We start from the raw sequence: 13,789 nt of genomic DNA on the forward strand, positions 1-13,789 counted from the left end.
CGCCCAGCCCGGCGCCGTCGACCGCCGGCAATGCCGCACCCGCGCCGGCAGCCTCGCCCTCGCCTGCGCCGACCCCGTCGGCGTCACCGGCGCCGGCCTCGAAATAAGCCCGTCACACGACCGGGGCCGGCCGCGATTTTTTCGCGGCTGGAACGGCTTGCGCCCTTAAAACGCCATCGCCGCATACCAGTTGTTAAATCGTCTGGCGGAGATATCCTTGCATCCGCCGCCATGTTGGTCGAACCCAGGGGACGGGTTCGCTTAGTCCTCAATCTCAGGCCCCGTATGGTTTAACCGCGATGCGCGCCGTCGTCGCCGTCCTGTTGCTTGTCACCGCCGCCCACGCCGCCCTGTGGGGTCTCTTCCAGGAGAAGCAGTCGGCGCCCGATTTCCGTGGCACGCTGCCGAGCCTGTCCTACGCGCCGTTCGAATCGGGCCACACCGTCGCCGATGTCGCGGCCGACACCGAGAAGGTGCGCGCGGATCTCAGAAAGCTGTCGACGCTCACCAAGGCGGTCCGTCTCTATTCGTCGACGGAAGGCAACGAGCTGGTGCCGCCGGTTGCCGCCGAGTTCGGCATGAAGGTCACGGTCGGCGCGTGGATCGACAAGGACGCCAACCGCAACAATCGCGAAATCGAAGCCGCGATCGGCCTTGCGAAGCGCAACAGCAATGTCATCGGCATCGTGGTCGGCAACGAGACCGTGTTCCGCGGCGAGCAAGTCCCGCTGGAAAACCTCGGCACGGTGCCTGAGATCGGCGTGCCGCCGGAGGAATCCGAGCGCATCCTGCGCGAGGAAGCGCAACGTCTTCACGACGCCGACGCGCAGCCCGAGGACAAGCGGGCCGAAGCCATGAAATTGGCGATCGCCGAAAACAACGTGCAGCGGCTGGTCAAGGTGATTCAGCGGGTCAAGAAGTCGGTCGGCGTTCCCGTCACCACGGGTGAAATCTGGAACATCTGGCGCGACCATCCGCAGCTCGCCAATTCGGCCGATTTCGTCGCGGCCCACGTGCTGCCCTACTGGGAAAACTTCACCGACAAGCAGGCGGTGGACCAGGCGGTCGACCGCTACAACCTGCTGCGCGACTCGTTCCCTGGCAAGCGCATCCTGATCGCGGAATTCGGCTGGCCGAGCCAGGGCTACAATCTTCGCAACGCCGAGCCCGGCGCGTTCCAGCAGGCCACGGTGCTGCGCAACTTCGTCACCCGCGCCGAAGCCATCGGCATGGACTACAACATCGTCGAATCCATCGATCAGCCCTGGAAATTCTTCGAAGGCGGCGTCGGTCCCTATTGGGGCATCCTCAATGCCGACCGCGAGGCGAAGTTCGCCTGGACCGGCCCTGTCACCGACCTGAACTACTGGAAGATCGCGCTGGTCGCCGTCCTGGTCGGGCTGTTCATGTCGCTGCCGATCCTGCGGCTGGACCAGCCGACTGTGATGCAGGCGTTGGTGCTGTCGGCCGCGGCCAATGGCGTCGGCGCCTGGGTCGCGACCGTGTTCTCATACTGGACCACGCATTATTTCGTCTGGGGCTCGGCGTTCGCGCTCACGCTCGGTCTGGTGCTGCTGGTGCCGCTGGTGCTGATCGCGATGGCGCGGATCGAGGAGATCGCCGCGGTGGCGTTCGGCCGCGGCCCGCGCCGGCTGATCGGCAAGAGCGCGCCGCTCGCGCCCGCCACGATCGGCGAGAACGTCCAGTTCCCCAAGGTCTCGATCCACATCCCGGCCTATTACGAGCCGGTCGAGATGCTGAAGCAGACGCTCGACGCGGTGTCGCGGCTCGACTATCCGAATTTCGAGTGCGTCTGCATCATCAACAACACGCCCGACCCCGAGTTCTGGCGGCCGATCCAGGATCACTGCCGGCAACTCGGCGAACGCTTCAAGTTCATCAATGCCGAGAAGGTACAGGGCTTCAAGGCCGGCGCGCTGCGCATCGCGATGGAGCGCACCGCTGTTGATGCCGAGATCATCGGCATCATCGACGCCGACTATGTCGTGCACCCGGACTGGCTGAAGGATCTCGTGCCGGCCTTCGCCGATCCCCGCGTCGGCCTGGTGCAGGCGCCGCAGGAGCATCGCGACGGCGACCGCTCGCTGATGCACTACATCATGAACGGGGAATATGCCGGGTTCTTCGACATCGGCATGGTCCAGCGCAACGAGTTCAACGCCATCATCGTGCACGGCACGATGTGCCTGATCCGCCGTGCGGCGATGGACAAGGTCGGCGGCTGGTCGAGCGACACGATCTGCGAGGACACCGATCTCGGCCTCTCGATCCAGCAGGCGGGCTGGCTCACGCACTACACCAATGTGCGCTATGGCGAAGGCCTGCTGCCCGACACCTATGAAGCCTTCAAGAAGCAGCGCCATCGCTGGGCCTATGGCGGCTTCCAGATCGTCAAGAAGCACTGGCGGCGCTTCCTGCCCGGCGCCAGTCGGCTCACGCCGGATCAGCGCCGCGAATTCTCGCTCGGCTGGCTGAACTGGCTCGGCGCCGAAAGCCTCGGCGTCGTGGTCGCGATCCTCAATTTGATCTGGGTGCCGATCGTCGCCTTCGCCGATATCGCGATCCCCGACAAGATCCTGACCCTGCCGATCATCGCCTCCTTCGTCGTCTCGCTGGTGCATTTCGTCGCGCTCTACCGGCTGCGGGTGAACATCAAGGCCGGCCAGATGCTGGGCGCGATGATCGCGGCGATGAGCGTGCAGTGGACGGTGTCGCGCGCGGTGGCGCAGGGCCTGATCACCGAGCATCTCGCCTTCGCCCGCACCTCCAAGGGCGGCCTGTCGCGGATGTCGATCGAGTTCCAGGCGTTCTGGGAAGCTGTGATCGGCGTGCTGCTCCTGATCGGCGCCATCGTGCTGGTCGTCACCAACGGCTACAAGCAGGTGCGCGAGATCTACATCTTCGCCGGCGTCCTGGTGTTGCAGAGCCTGCCGTTCCTGGCGGCGGTCGCGATCGCGATCCTGGAGAATTCGCGGATCAACGAGTTCGCGTTCTGGCGCAACAGCGCGATCCGCACCGCTGAACTGATCGGGCTGCGCCCGGTCAGCCTGCCTTCGGTCGCCGCCCCGCAGCAGCCGGTCGGCTCGGAAATCCACCGCGACAACTGAGCTACTTCAAGAAACAGCCCTAAGCACAGGCATTGGAACGGCAAATCCGCCGCAACGGTGCACAATTGACTGCCCATCGGCTATTGACCCGATGGGCCCTGCCCCCTACACAGCGCGGGCTGGAGCATGATCCGGAGCGGTTTCACCGCTCGGTCCGGATCCGATGTTCAGGTGAGTGAGCGCGTAGCTCAGGCGGTAGAGCACGTGACTTTTAATCATGGGGTCGAGGGTTCGAGTCCCTCCGCGCTCACCAAGCAATCCCTGTCCGGCCCGGCGACATGGGTAACAGATCGTACCTAGGACATGGGTGACAGCCTCCTGCGGCGCGCCCGTACCACGCGATCAATTGACGTCAACCTACTCTCGTCAGGCACAGCCTTACGCCAGCGGCAACTCTCCCTGTCCGCCTGTCCAATCGATGATGTCGAGCGGGAGCCCGCGCTTTAGCATCTCGGCCTCGAGGCTGCCGGCGTGGCGTTTCCATTCGGGTGTCGTGCGGACCCGGAATTTTGGTTCTTCGTCGTTGGCCTCGAACGCATCGTCCGCCTGGAGTGCGCCGCGGACGGCTTCGTACATCATCTTCAGGCTGGCGTCGGTGAAGGCGCCGTAGTCCATCGGTCGTCTCCCTTCGCGTGGCAAGACGCAAAAGGCCGCCACATCGTCACGCGTGTGGCGGCCTTCTGCAAGCGGCCCATCCAGACGGCCTATGACGAGGCTGCGTGAGTCGGGTTAATGAAAGGTTGCTGGTGCGGTCACGGCTTGGTCTCGCGAGCACGGCCGCAGGCGTTCGCCACCATGGACCGTGAGCTTGCTTCAGATCGTGATGCGGTCGAAGTCGCTGGCGACCCGGCTGTTGGCGAAACTCGCCGTCGCCTCGGCCAGGATGTCCTCGTCAGGATAGCGGCCCGAGATGTGCGTGAGGACGAGTTGCTTGACGCCACTCCGCGCCGCGAGCGCGGCAGCTTCGCCGGCCGTCAAATGTCCGTAGTCACGCGCGGTCGCTGCGTCACGCTGAAGAAACGTCGCTTCTATCACCAGCAGATCGGCGTCGCTGACGTGGTCGGCCAGCCCCTCGGTGGTCTCGGTATCGCCGACGATGACGAGCTTCTTGCGTCCCTCGGCGGGGCCAAGCACCTGCTCCGGGTCGATGGTGCGGCCATCGTCCAACGTCACCTGCCGTCCCTCGGCGAGCTCCCTGCGAACCGGCCCATCAGGCACCCGCAGCGCCACGAGTTGGTCCACCAGGAGATGCCGGCGCATCGCGCTCTGGAACGAGAAGGCGAAGCTGTCCGTATCGCGGTGGCGGACCGGAAAACAATCGATGGTGAAGTCGCCCGCGTCTAACACGCGTCCCTCGGTCAATGGCACCAGATCGAGCGGGATCGGCGCGCTGCCCTCGCCCCAAAGCCCCGCCAGCATGCGGACCACGACATCGAGCGTGCCCGGCCCGCCATGGATGGTCATCGCATCCGAGCTCTGCCGCAACCGGAGCGTCGAAAACAGGCCGGGGATGCCGAGCACATGATCGAAATGGCCATGCGTCAGCAACAGGCGATCGAGCCGTCGAAAGCCGGCGCCACTCCGCAGCAACTGGCGCTGCGTTCCCTCGCCGCAATCGACCAGAATACGGCTGCCGCTGGCCTCGACGAGGATGCCCGGGTGATTGCGCTCGGGAGACGGCACGCTTGCCGAGGTTCCCAGAAAAGTCAGCGCGAACATCGCAGCACCTTTCCTTTGCCAGCCGTCACTGGCTGCATACCGAGATGAAGCATCTGATGGCAGTCTGCTCTTGCCTGTTCAAGTGCCACGCCGATGTTGGCGGGAGAGCCAGGCCTCGAACCTGGAGCCTCCGGATTTGGAAACCGGCGCTCGTCCATTTGAGCTTCACTCCCGAATTGGTCCCGCCTGTCGGAATCGAACCGAGCGTTCCCGGGTCCACAACCCGGTGTCCTGACCACTAGACGAAAGCGGGGATTTGACCGACTTGGCGACGCGCCTGTGGTGCTCCCTATCGGACTCGAACCGATGTTCTTGGCCTGAAAAGCCAGCGTCCTGACCGCTAGACGAAGGGAGCAAGTCTGGAGCCCACGGCAGGAGTCGAACCTGCGTCCTTCTCGTTCGTAGCGAGGTGCTCATCCACTGAGCTACGTGGGCGATTGGCACTGCCAGCGGGACTCGAACCCGCGTCGACCGGTCGAGAACCGGTGATCCTGACCGCTAGACGATGGCAGCATGCTTCGGCTTCCGTCGCCAAACGGCGACGCAAGAGATGGTGCCCGGAAATGGAATCGAACCACCGACGCGCACGCCTTCAACGTGCCGCTCTACCGCTGAGCTATCCGGGCGAAGTTTGAAAGTGCGCGCAAAGGCGCATGCGATGGCGCGGGCACCGGGAGTCGAACCCGGGCTGTGAGAGTGGCACTCTCACCGACTGCCGTAGTCGTTTACCCGCTTGAATTGGTGCGCAGAGACGGAGTCGAACCGCCACAGGTTTAACCGGCGCGTTTACAGCGCGTTGGGCTCGCCACATGCCACGGTGTCTGCGCGTGAAAAGCTGGCGCCGGGCGATGCCGGCATGAGAGGCGTCGGCGGCGATCGCAACCGCCGCCGGCTGGGTCTACTTCTCGAGCTCGACGTCCCAGTACAGGAAGTCCTGCCAGGACTCGTGCAGGAAGTTCGGCGGAAACAGCCGCTGCGCCGCCACGAGGTCGTGCTGTGTCGGCTCGTACGGCGCGCGCAACGGCTTCTGGCGAAACCGGGCCTTGCGCGCGTTGCAGGGGCTGCATGCCGCGACGATGTTGCTCCAGGAGGTCTGGCCGCCATCGGCGCGCGGCACGACGTGGTCGAAGGTGAGCTCGCCGCGCAGCTGCTGCTCGCCGCAATACTGGCAGCGAAAGCGATCGCGCAAGAACACATTGAAGCGCGTGAAGGCAACCCGCGTCTGCGGCCTGACGTACTCACGCAACGCGATCACCGACGGCAGCCGCATCACCGTCGACGGGCTGCGGATGACCTGGTCGTACTCGGCGACGACGACGTGCGTTCCACGCACCACCGCCCTCACGGTATCTTCCCAGCCGAACAGCGACAGCGGGAAGTAACACAGCGGCTGGAAGTCGGCATTCAACACCAGCGCCGGATTTGCGGCGAACATCGTCGACCTCCTTGTCGGTTGGTGATTGCGTGAGTGGATTGCAGTTTGGTGGCGCCTCCGGCGGGAATCGAACCCGCCAATGCTCGATCGACAGTCGAGTCCCGTCGCCAGCTGGGTCCGGAGGCAATCTGGTGCGGCCGCCGAGACTTGAACTCGGATGCACGAGGCGCGCGCCCCTCAAGCGCGTGTGTCTGCCATTTCCACCACGGCCGCGAAGTGACGTTGGAAGTGATGTCTGGTGCACGCTGCTGGAATCGAACCAACTGCCACTCGCTTATCAGGCGAGGCCCTCACCGGTCGGACTAACGTGCGTTGATGTGGTGCGTCCGGACGGGATCGAACCGCCGACCTCTGCCATGTCGCGACAGCGCTGCTACCGCTGAGCTACGGACGCAAGATTGGTACGCGCTGACCGGATCGAACGGCCGACATCCTGCTTGTAAAACAGGCGCTCTCCCGCTGAGCTAAGCGCGCGGGATGTTGGTGCCCCAGGCCGGATTCGAACCGGCAACAGAAACTGCTTTTGAGGCAGCGGCGTCTGCCATGTTCCGCCACCGGGGCGATGGGACGATCGTGGAGCTGGTGCGGACGGAGGGACTCGAACCCACATGCGCAAGGCGCCGGCGTCTGAGACCGGTGCGTCTACCAAATTCCGCCACGTCCGCGAGAAGGTACTGCCGGCACGGATCGCACGCGCGATCGTTGCGTGTGCTGGGCCACGCCGGCAGGAGAAATTCACAAACGGCCGGGAGCTAATCCGGCCAATCGAACAACTCTCGCTGCCTGAAACCACCATTGCCGCTCCACCGAAGGAGACAGGTACCGGTCAGCGGATCGCCTTATGTCCTTGCGGGGGCGATCATCCCGTAGTCGAAATTCACGTCACGCAGCCGGGTGCTCGCCGCGTCGATGCGGCTGAGTCCGGTTGAGGTAGTCGAGATAGATCTTGCGGGCTTCGGCCTCGGTGACCTTGCGGCGCGCCACGACGATGCGCACGAAGGCGAGCGCGACCGGCGAGGCGAAGGTCCTCTGCTCGGCACGGTTCTCGAGTGCTGTGGTGGTCTTGGTGCGGGCCATCTGCCCTCTCCGCCTGATCTGGCGGAGGGTGAATTCCCGCCGCCGGTTACGCTCTTGCTGGTTTCGCTAGCTCTGAACCGAGCCGATAGTTCGGACTCAGCTTCGTCACGCGCATGCACGACCAATCGCTCGACCGGGTAAACGGTCGTTCGATGGCGACGAGCGCGACGATATGTGAGCGTAAGCGCAACACGGTTCGGTCCTCAGAGCGCAGGCAATTCATCTGCCGGCGGATTTGATGGGGCAGCGGTATGCGCAGAAGTCGGCGAATCCGTCAAGACCCCGGCGTGACGCAATCGCAGGGCAAAGCGTTCGTACCGGGACCGTCAAAGGTCGCACGCAGGCGCGGCTAACTCCCTCAGGGTATGAACGATTTGATCTCAGCCGGGCTCGCGCCCTGACAGCCGCGGCGACATCGAAAAAAATTTCGCCGCGGCGGCGTCGGCCACGTCGCGGTGTGTGTCCTGGTCACAGCCCCAGACGTCGAAACAGTTGCGCGAGCGCCGTCGTGGTCGATTGTGCGCGCCGTTCGAGGCCATCGGCCGCAACGGCGTAATTGTGCGCCAGGATCTCGAGCGCGCGCCGGGTATCCGGCAGCGTGGACTGGCTTGCCATCTCCAGGCACTGATGCTCGAAGTATCGAAGCTCCTCGAGTTCGGTCATTGCGAATCGTCCGATCAGGTTCCGTATTGTCGAGCTCAGTGCGCCTGCGGCCTAGTGAAAGTTTGGCAAGATTATTGCTGGCGCCGGGCTGATCTGGTCGGAGTGTTGCTGGACGCCTGATTGACGATCACCGGCGATCACTGCTGCGTGACGACGCGGAAGCCGACTGCGGATCGACAAGCGCCCCCGATCGTTCCACACTGCCGGCTCCAGGCATCGCAAGCATCCGTGTCGTCGGCCTTGTTGAACCAGATGAAGAAGCGCGATTGGGCCTTCGTGGCGGCATGCGTGTCGGGCGCCGTGCTGTTCGGCGTGTGGAGTTTCCAGATCGGGAACGCGTTTCATCGTTCCCAGGAGACCGCGACCGATCGCTCCAGCTTGCGTCGGAGCGGCCCGGACGACGCCTTGGCAAAGCCGTCCGGCCAGCCACGATAGGTGGGCGGCGCCATCGCGCCCCTAGAGCCTTTCCGGTTCCGACGGAATCGGAACGGGGCTCGAAAACGCTCTCATTGCCGCGAATGCGTGCTAGGCCCAGGCAAGACCTGCGATGACGACGGCGTCATCATCGCCCTTCTCCGCACGCGTAAGCCCCCTGCGGCGCGGGGTGCGCGCAGCGCGACGCTGACGGGTGTCGACCCTGCGCAGCGCCATCGGCACCCGCCGCAACATGCGGCGAATGAATTCGACGGCCTGCCTGCCGGCCACCACGCCGGTGGCAATGCGGCTGAAGAAGCCGATCAGGAAGACCATCGAGAAAATGTCGATATAGGCCAGCATATCGCCAACCAGCATCAACTCCGGAGGCAGTGGAATCCGGTGCAGATAGGCAGCGATCAGGATCACGACCGGGATCAGCGCAATCAGCTTCCGCAGGGTCAACCGGTCGAGCAAGGCGGCGAGTTCGACCACCAGCACCAGCCACAGCCAGTCGCCAAACGCGGCCGGCTTGTCGATCGTCCAGGTCCGCCAGATCCGTTTCCACATCGCAGCGTCGCCCTCCGTTCGGCGCGTACTGGCACGCTACGGCTTCGACGACGCCTCGCCGCCGTTGCCCTCGACCGCGACATCCTGCGCTTCGGTTGCATCGGCGGACGGAAAGATGCGCTCGTAATTCGCCCGGGCTTCGCGGATCAGCCGCGCGCGCTCACGTTCGGATTTCGAGATGAACCTGATGATCTCGCCCATGTGTTCTCCAAGGCAGGGGATAACGATCCGACCATCGGCGATGCAATCATCGTGCCTGACGGATCGCGTGATTGACGCACGTCGCGCGGCTTACCGGATCGCGCGCCGCGGCGGCGTCCGCTGCTGGCTGAATGCCACGCGTGGATTGATGCCGCAGGAGGCAGCGCGGCCCGACGCCGACGCCTCGCACTGCTGGTAGGTCTGGTAACCGCAATAGCCGGGATATCCCTCCTCCTTGCCCTGGATACACCAGGGATAGTCGAAGGGATCGGCTGCCGCCGCAGGCGTCGCGGAGCCGACAATCCAGCTCGTCCCGAGCGCCGCGAACGCCAGAATTGTCCGATTCGTCCTGCGCATGATCCTGCTTCCTTACTCGATCGGCACCCAACCCCGATGTAGGTACGCCGACAAGATCTGCGAGGTTTCCGGCCGCCGCCTCAACAAGCTGTGAGCCTGCATCCAGCACGCGGTCGGGAAGAAGCTGCGGTCCGAAGGGGGATTCTTGGGAGGCTGGCCAACCGCGGCACCGGGGCCGGCTCGGTCAGCGGTCCCATCACGCCGGACAAGGCGGCGGCCCAAACAAAAACACGAGACCCGGTGTGCCTAGGAGCCCGGGCCTCGTGTTTGATGTCCCCCGCCTCGAGTGGCGGAAGGTGAGCGTGTACGTCAGGTTCCCGGCGCAATCCATTCCGGATGATTACGGTGTCCGGCCGCGCGGTCCGGCGTCACTTGCTGTAGCTGTAGAACCCCTGCCCGGTCTTGCGGCCGAGATGGCCGGCATCGACCATCTCCTTCAACAGCGGCGCCGGCCGGTACTTGGGGTCGTTGAAGCCGGTGTAGAACACCTCCATCACCGACAACATGGTGTCGAGCCCGATCAGGTCGGCAAGCGCGAGCGGCCCGATCGGATGGTTACAGCCGAGCTTCATCCCGGCATCGATCTCTTCCGCGGTGGCAATGCCTTCCTGCAACGCGAAGATCGCCTCGTTGATCATCGGGCACAGGATGCGGTTCACCGCGAAGCCCGGGCTGTTCTTCGCGGTGATCGCGACCTTGCCGACGCGCTTGGCGAACGCTTCGGCCTTGGCGACCGTGTCGTCCGAGGTCTGCAAGCCCCGGATCAGTTCGAGCAGCGCCATCACCGGGACCGGATTGAAGAAATGCATCCCGATGAAGCGGTCGGGACGATCGGTGGAAGCCGCAAGGCGGGTGATCGAGATCGAGGAGGTGTTGGTCGCGACCAGCGCGCTCGGCTTCAGCCCGGCGCAGAGATCCTTGAGGATCTTGACCTTCAGCTCCTCGTTCTCGGTGGCGGCCTCGATCACGAGGTCGCAGGCGGCGAGCTTGGCCTTGTCGGTGGTCGGGTTGATGCGCGCGAGCGTCGCGTCGCGATCGGCGGCGGTCATCTTCTCCTTGGAGACGAGGCGATCGAGACTGGTCCCGACCGTCTTCAGGCCGCGCTGCACCGCGGCGTCGGAGATATCCACCATGGTGACGTTGAGCCCCGCCGCCGCGCAGACCTGCGCGATGCCGTTGCCCATGGTTCCGGCGCCGATGATGCCAACCGTCTCGATCATTGTAGCAGTCCTTCCGTCGCTTGCGCCGCCGCGCGGCCGCATCGTCAAAAACGGCGAACCCCGGGGGGTCCGCGGATGGCGCATGCATAGCAGTCCGGTCGAACGACCGATACAGCAAGCGACGGTATTTAAGTGGGGTCTATTCAGGGCGAGGCGGCAACGGCCGCCGGGGTGGAACGGCGGTCCGCGGCGGCAGCTCGGTGCGCGACGGCTCAGCGGCGCGCGACGGCTCGAACGCACGGTTGAATCTCACGATCCACCAGGCCACCCGTCCGTAGCTGCGGCGCAGCGCGGCTACGAGCCCCTCGTCGATGTCATGGTCCCGGTCCATGGCGATATCGCTAGCCTCCATCCTTGAAGGAACGGTGTGATCCAATCAGGCGCCGCGCAGGCGCCTGTTAGGCAATCACTAACCATTCCTCACATGCTCTCCCCACGCGCGCCGCGTGATCCCGACCAGCCGCACACCGAGCCGGAGCGGCCGGTAGTCTCACGGATTGCAGCAAGTGGAATTCGCGCCGCAGCATCGTCATGGCACGCGACTCGCGTTTTGTTGATCGAATTTTTGCGCGAGCGCCACGACCTACAGGAATTAGACGACGAGGGCTACGCCCATGCTTGCCGAAAAATTCATTCTGCTGCTCGAGACATTGCTGCACGGCCAGACCCACACCGACGGAAGCCCGCGCGTGGTGAGCTCGTCGCCGCACATCCCGGTCAAACTTCCGCCCCGCAGCCCGCCGCGGGATCACGCCGAGCACTGAACCCGCCGGCCGCGGATCGCCACGCCAGCCGGGCCGATGCGCGCACAGGCGCCGCGCCCGTGATCCAGCTCATATTTGGCGTTAGCCGACTCGCGCTACACCGCAGCGGCAACAATGCGGGGGCGCGATGCAGAGCAAGATCGGACTGGACACCATCGTCGTCGCCGTCTGCGTTGCCGCATACGCGGCGATCATGCTTGCCCATGTCGCCCTGGAGGATCTCGGCCTGTCCGCCGCCCGGACGCGCCACCTCTCGATGCTTGCCGCGTTTCTGGTCGCGCTGCCGATCGCGCTGGATTTCCTGCGCGCACTTGCCGGCAAGGCTCGCTAGCCGGGTTTGCTGACGCGCCCGCCGCTGCTCAAGATTTCGTCGGCTTGGACCAGGCCTCCCGTCACATTGCGCTAGGTGAAACAACGAGAATCAGCGTTAGTTTGCAACCGATCACCTGGTGGGATTTGGTGGCATGACCCGGCCCGACGTCTCAGATCAGAAGGTTTTGGATCAGAAGCTCTTGGATCAAAACATCCGCGAACTACAGGAGTGGCTGCGCCAGGCCTGGCAGCAGCTCGCGGACCCCTCGCTCACCGCGTTCTCCCGCCGCGAATTGCGCAACCAGATGAAGCAATGCAACGCCGATTTGCGCATGCAGTTGCAGGTTGTTTCCGAACGGGCCGCGATGCAGCCGGCTTCGTCCGCCAGGACGTTCGCCAAGCCGGAGCTGCGGATTCTCGCCTGAACCCGTTCGCCCGACGTGAATTCCGGATCGCGTGAAGCTACGCGCCAAAATGCCGCGCGATCTCCTGCTGCATGCGCGCCATACGCACGCTCTGCTTGCGCGCGAACAGCCCACAAGGCAGAGCAAACCGGCGCCGGCATGCCTATATAGGGCGTCGAACCGCGGCCAACGCCGCCAAATCCTAGGGATCCCCGTGTTATATCTGGAGCTTGCGATCGTGGCGACCTTGATTGTCGTCAACGGTCTGTTGTCGATGTCGGAGCTCGCCATCGTCTCCTCCCGTCCGGCGCGGCTCGCGGCGCTCGTGGAGCGAGGCGTCAATGGCTCCCGCCGCGCGCTGGCTCTGGCCTCCGACCCCGGCAAGTTCCTCTCCACGGTGCAGATCGGCATCACCCTGATCGGCGTGCTGTCGGGCGCCTTCTCGGGCGCGACGCTCGGCCATCGCTTGACGCAATGGCTGCTCGATATCGGAGTGTCGGCGGGCATCGCCGACGCGATCGGCGTCGGCCTTGTGGTCAGCCTGATCACCTACGCCTCGCTGATCGTCGGCGAGCTGGTGCCGAAGCAGATCGCCCTGCGCGACCCGGAGTCCGTCGCCGTGCGCGTCGCCCCCGCGATGACGACGATGGCGCGACTGTCGTTGCCGGTGGTGTGGCTGCTCGACCGATCCGGCAAGCTGCTGCTGTGGCTGCTCGGTCATCGCGAGGATGCGCAGGACCGGGTCAGCGAGGACGAGATCAAGACGCTGGTGGTGGAAGCCGAGAATGCCGGCGTGCTGGAGCCCGGTGAAAAGGAGATGATCGCCGGCGTGATGCGGCTCGGCGATCTTCCGGTCGGCGCCGTGATGACGCCGCGCCACGAAGTCAGCCTGATCGATCTGGCCGCACCGGCGCCCGAAATCCTGGCGACGCTACAGAGGAGCAATCACTCGCGCTGCGTGGTGTTCGACGGCAATCGCGACCAGGCGCTCGGCATCATCCAGGCCAAGGACGTGCTCGACGTCTACCTCGCCGGCCGGACGCCGGACATCCGCGCGTTGACGCGCGATGCGCCGATCATCCCGGAGACCGTGGATGCCCGCGACGTGGTCGCGATCCTGCGCGACTCCGCGGTGCATATCGGCCTCGTGCACGACGAATACGGCACCTTCCAGGGCGTCGTCACCAGCGCCGACATTCTCGAAGCCATCGTCGGCGCCTTCCATACCGAGGAAGGCCCGGCCGAGCCGGCCTGGGTCAGGCGCGACGACGGCTCGTACCTGGTTTCGGGCTGGATGCCGGCGCTGGAATTCAGCGAACTGCTCGGCATCGTGCTGCCCTCGCCCCGGCCCTACCAGACCGCGGCCGGCTTCCTGCTGCATGCCTTCGGCGCGATCCCCGAGGTCGGCGCGAAGACCAGCGCGCAGGGCTGGCAGTTCGAGATCGTCGACCTCGACGGAAGGCGGATCGATAAGATCCTGGCGAGCAGGCAGCCGGCGGCCTGACATTGCCAGGCGGCCGGGCCT

General features: G+C 64.9%; 15 protein-coding genes and 16 tRNA genes. 7 read left to right on the top strand and 24 right to left on the bottom strand.

All coding sequences use genetic code 11. The features are described 5' to 3' along the window. Positions 1 to 299: 299 nt before the first annotated feature. Positions 300 to 3,128, top strand: a complete 2,829-nt coding sequence (locus tag B2W55_RS17770; RefSeq protein WP_024584020.1) for a glycosyltransferase — start codon at positions 300 to 302, stop codon at positions 3,126 to 3,128. Between the two features lie 177 nt (positions 3,129 to 3,305). Beyond that, positions 3,306 to 3,381: transfer RNA gene (locus B2W55_RS17775), tRNA-Lys, on the top strand. A 125-nt stretch (positions 3,382 to 3,506) separates the two neighbouring features. Here the strand turns inward: B2W55_RS17775 and B2W55_RS17780 are convergent. The 20 genes from B2W55_RS17780 to B2W55_RS17875 form a co-directional block, all read right to left on the bottom strand. Further along, a complete protein-coding gene (locus B2W55_RS17780; protein ID WP_024584019.1) occupies positions 3,507 to 3,743 on the bottom strand; it encodes a hypothetical protein in 237 nt (78 codons plus the stop codon). 198 nt (positions 3,744 to 3,941) lie between these two features. Continuing rightward, positions 3,942 to 4,847, bottom strand: a complete 906-nt coding sequence (locus B2W55_RS17785) for a ribonuclease Z (RefSeq protein ID WP_024584018.1) — start codon at positions 4,845 to 4,847, stop codon at positions 3,942 to 3,944. A 97-nt stretch (positions 4,848 to 4,944) separates the two neighbouring features. After that, positions 4,945 to 5,020, bottom strand: a tRNA-Trp gene (locus B2W55_RS17790). Positions 5,021 to 5,024: 4 nt separating this feature from the next. Beyond that, a tRNA-His gene (locus tag B2W55_RS17795) sits at positions 5,025 to 5,100 on the bottom strand. Between the two features lie 27 nt (positions 5,101 to 5,127). Continuing rightward, positions 5,128 to 5,202, bottom strand: a tRNA-Glu gene (locus B2W55_RS17800). A 5-nt stretch (positions 5,203 to 5,207) separates the two neighbouring features. Then, a tRNA-Arg gene (locus B2W55_RS17805) sits at positions 5,208 to 5,282 on the bottom strand. A 3-nt stretch (positions 5,283 to 5,285) separates the two neighbouring features. Beyond that, positions 5,286 to 5,360 (bottom strand) — tRNA-Glu (locus B2W55_RS17810). A 38-nt stretch (positions 5,361 to 5,398) separates the two neighbouring features. Further along, positions 5,399 to 5,473, bottom strand: a tRNA-Phe gene (locus B2W55_RS17815). 33 nt (positions 5,474 to 5,506) lie between these two features. After that, a tRNA-Gly gene (locus B2W55_RS17820) sits at positions 5,507 to 5,580 on the bottom strand. Positions 5,581 to 5,586: 6 nt separating this feature from the next. Next, positions 5,587 to 5,674, bottom strand: a tRNA-Tyr gene (locus tag B2W55_RS17825). 71 nt (positions 5,675 to 5,745) lie between these two features. Beyond that, the gene (locus B2W55_RS17830) at positions 5,746 to 6,282 is read right to left on the bottom strand and encodes an HNH endonuclease (RefSeq protein ID WP_024584017.1); all 537 of its coding nucleotides are present in this window, start codon (positions 6,280 to 6,282) and stop codon (positions 5,746 to 5,748) included. A gap of 49 nt (positions 6,283 to 6,331) precedes the next feature. Next, a tRNA-Asp gene (locus B2W55_RS17835) sits at positions 6,332 to 6,407 on the bottom strand. Positions 6,408 to 6,411: 4 nt separating this feature from the next. Further along, positions 6,412 to 6,495 (bottom strand) — tRNA-Leu (locus B2W55_RS17840). Positions 6,496 to 6,518: 23 nt separating this feature from the next. Then, a tRNA-Ile gene (locus tag B2W55_RS17845) sits at positions 6,519 to 6,593 on the bottom strand. Between the two features lie 7 nt (positions 6,594 to 6,600). Beyond that, positions 6,601 to 6,676 (bottom strand) — tRNA-Val (locus tag B2W55_RS17850). 5 nt (positions 6,677 to 6,681) lie between these two features. Then, positions 6,682 to 6,756, bottom strand: a tRNA-Val gene (locus B2W55_RS17855). Between the two features lie 7 nt (positions 6,757 to 6,763). After that, positions 6,764 to 6,843: transfer RNA gene (locus tag B2W55_RS17860), tRNA-Leu, on the bottom strand. 19 nt (positions 6,844 to 6,862) lie between these two features. Continuing rightward, positions 6,863 to 6,947, bottom strand: a tRNA-Leu gene (locus B2W55_RS17865). A gap of 217 nt (positions 6,948 to 7,164) precedes the next feature. Beyond that, positions 7,165 to 7,359, bottom strand: coding sequence for a hypothetical protein (locus tag B2W55_RS17870; RefSeq protein WP_024584016.1), 195 nt, complete (start codon positions 7,357 to 7,359; stop codon positions 7,165 to 7,167). A gap of 468 nt (positions 7,360 to 7,827) precedes the next feature. Next, positions 7,828 to 8,022 carry a hypothetical protein gene (locus B2W55_RS17875; RefSeq protein WP_024584015.1) on the bottom strand — a complete coding sequence of 65 codons (195 nt, stop codon included), beginning with the start codon at positions 8,020 to 8,022 and terminating at the stop codon, positions 7,828 to 7,830. Positions 8,023 to 8,142: 120 nt separating this feature from the next. On the opposite strand from B2W55_RS17875, the gene B2W55_RS17880 reads away from it, so the two are divergent. Beyond that, positions 8,143 to 8,457 (top strand): hypothetical protein, encoded by a 315-nt coding sequence (locus B2W55_RS17880; protein ID WP_145987174.1) that lies wholly within the window; start codon positions 8,143 to 8,145, stop codon positions 8,455 to 8,457. A gap of 90 nt (positions 8,458 to 8,547) precedes the next feature. Here the strand turns inward: B2W55_RS17880 and B2W55_RS17885 are convergent, their stop codons facing one another. The 4 genes from B2W55_RS17885 to B2W55_RS17900 all read right to left on the bottom strand — a co-directional run bounded on the left by B2W55_RS17885 (position 8,548) and on the right by B2W55_RS17900 (position 10,784). Continuing rightward, entirely contained in the window at positions 8,548 to 9,006 is a 459-nt protein-coding gene (locus tag B2W55_RS17885; RefSeq protein WP_024584013.1) for a hypothetical protein, read from the bottom strand. Between the two features lie 36 nt (positions 9,007 to 9,042). Beyond that, on the bottom strand, positions 9,043 to 9,207 hold the full coding sequence (locus B2W55_RS17890) for a hypothetical protein (protein ID WP_168200212.1): 165 nt from the start codon (positions 9,205 to 9,207) through the stop codon (positions 9,043 to 9,045). A 90-nt stretch (positions 9,208 to 9,297) separates the two neighbouring features. Then, positions 9,298 to 9,564, bottom strand: a complete 267-nt coding sequence (locus tag B2W55_RS17895) for a DUF3551 domain-containing protein (protein WP_024584012.1) — start codon at positions 9,562 to 9,564, stop codon at positions 9,298 to 9,300. A 368-nt stretch (positions 9,565 to 9,932) separates the two neighbouring features. Beyond that, complete coding sequence (locus B2W55_RS17900) at positions 9,933 to 10,784, bottom strand: 3-hydroxybutyryl-CoA dehydrogenase (RefSeq protein WP_024584011.1); 852 nt, start codon at positions 10,782 to 10,784, stop codon at positions 9,933 to 9,935. 614 nt (positions 10,785 to 11,398) lie between these two features. Here B2W55_RS17900 and B2W55_RS17905 point away from each other — a divergent pair. The 4 genes from B2W55_RS17905 (at position 11,399) to B2W55_RS17920 (ending at position 13,768) form a co-directional block, all read left to right on the top strand. Further along, positions 11,399 to 11,548, top strand: coding sequence for a hypothetical protein (locus B2W55_RS17905; RefSeq protein ID WP_168200213.1), 150 nt, complete (start codon positions 11,399 to 11,401; stop codon positions 11,546 to 11,548). Positions 11,549 to 11,675: 127 nt separating this feature from the next. After that, the gene (locus B2W55_RS17910; protein WP_024584009.1) at positions 11,676 to 11,879 is read left to right on the top strand and encodes a hypothetical protein; all 204 of its coding nucleotides are present in this window, start codon (positions 11,676 to 11,678) and stop codon (positions 11,877 to 11,879) included. Positions 11,880 to 12,012: 133 nt separating this feature from the next. After that, a complete protein-coding gene (locus B2W55_RS17915) occupies positions 12,013 to 12,285 on the top strand; it encodes a hypothetical protein (RefSeq protein ID WP_024584008.1) in 273 nt (90 codons plus the stop codon). A gap of 193 nt (positions 12,286 to 12,478) precedes the next feature. Beyond that, complete coding sequence (locus B2W55_RS17920; RefSeq protein WP_024584007.1) at positions 12,479 to 13,768, top strand: hemolysin family protein; 1,290 nt, start codon at positions 12,479 to 12,481, stop codon at positions 13,766 to 13,768. The last annotated feature ends 21 nt before the right edge of the window (positions 13,769 to 13,789 follow it).

The organism is Bradyrhizobium sp. UBA2491 (genome assembly GCF_002341725.1).
GTDB lineage: Bacteria > Pseudomonadota > Alphaproteobacteria > Rhizobiales > Xanthobacteraceae > Bradyrhizobium.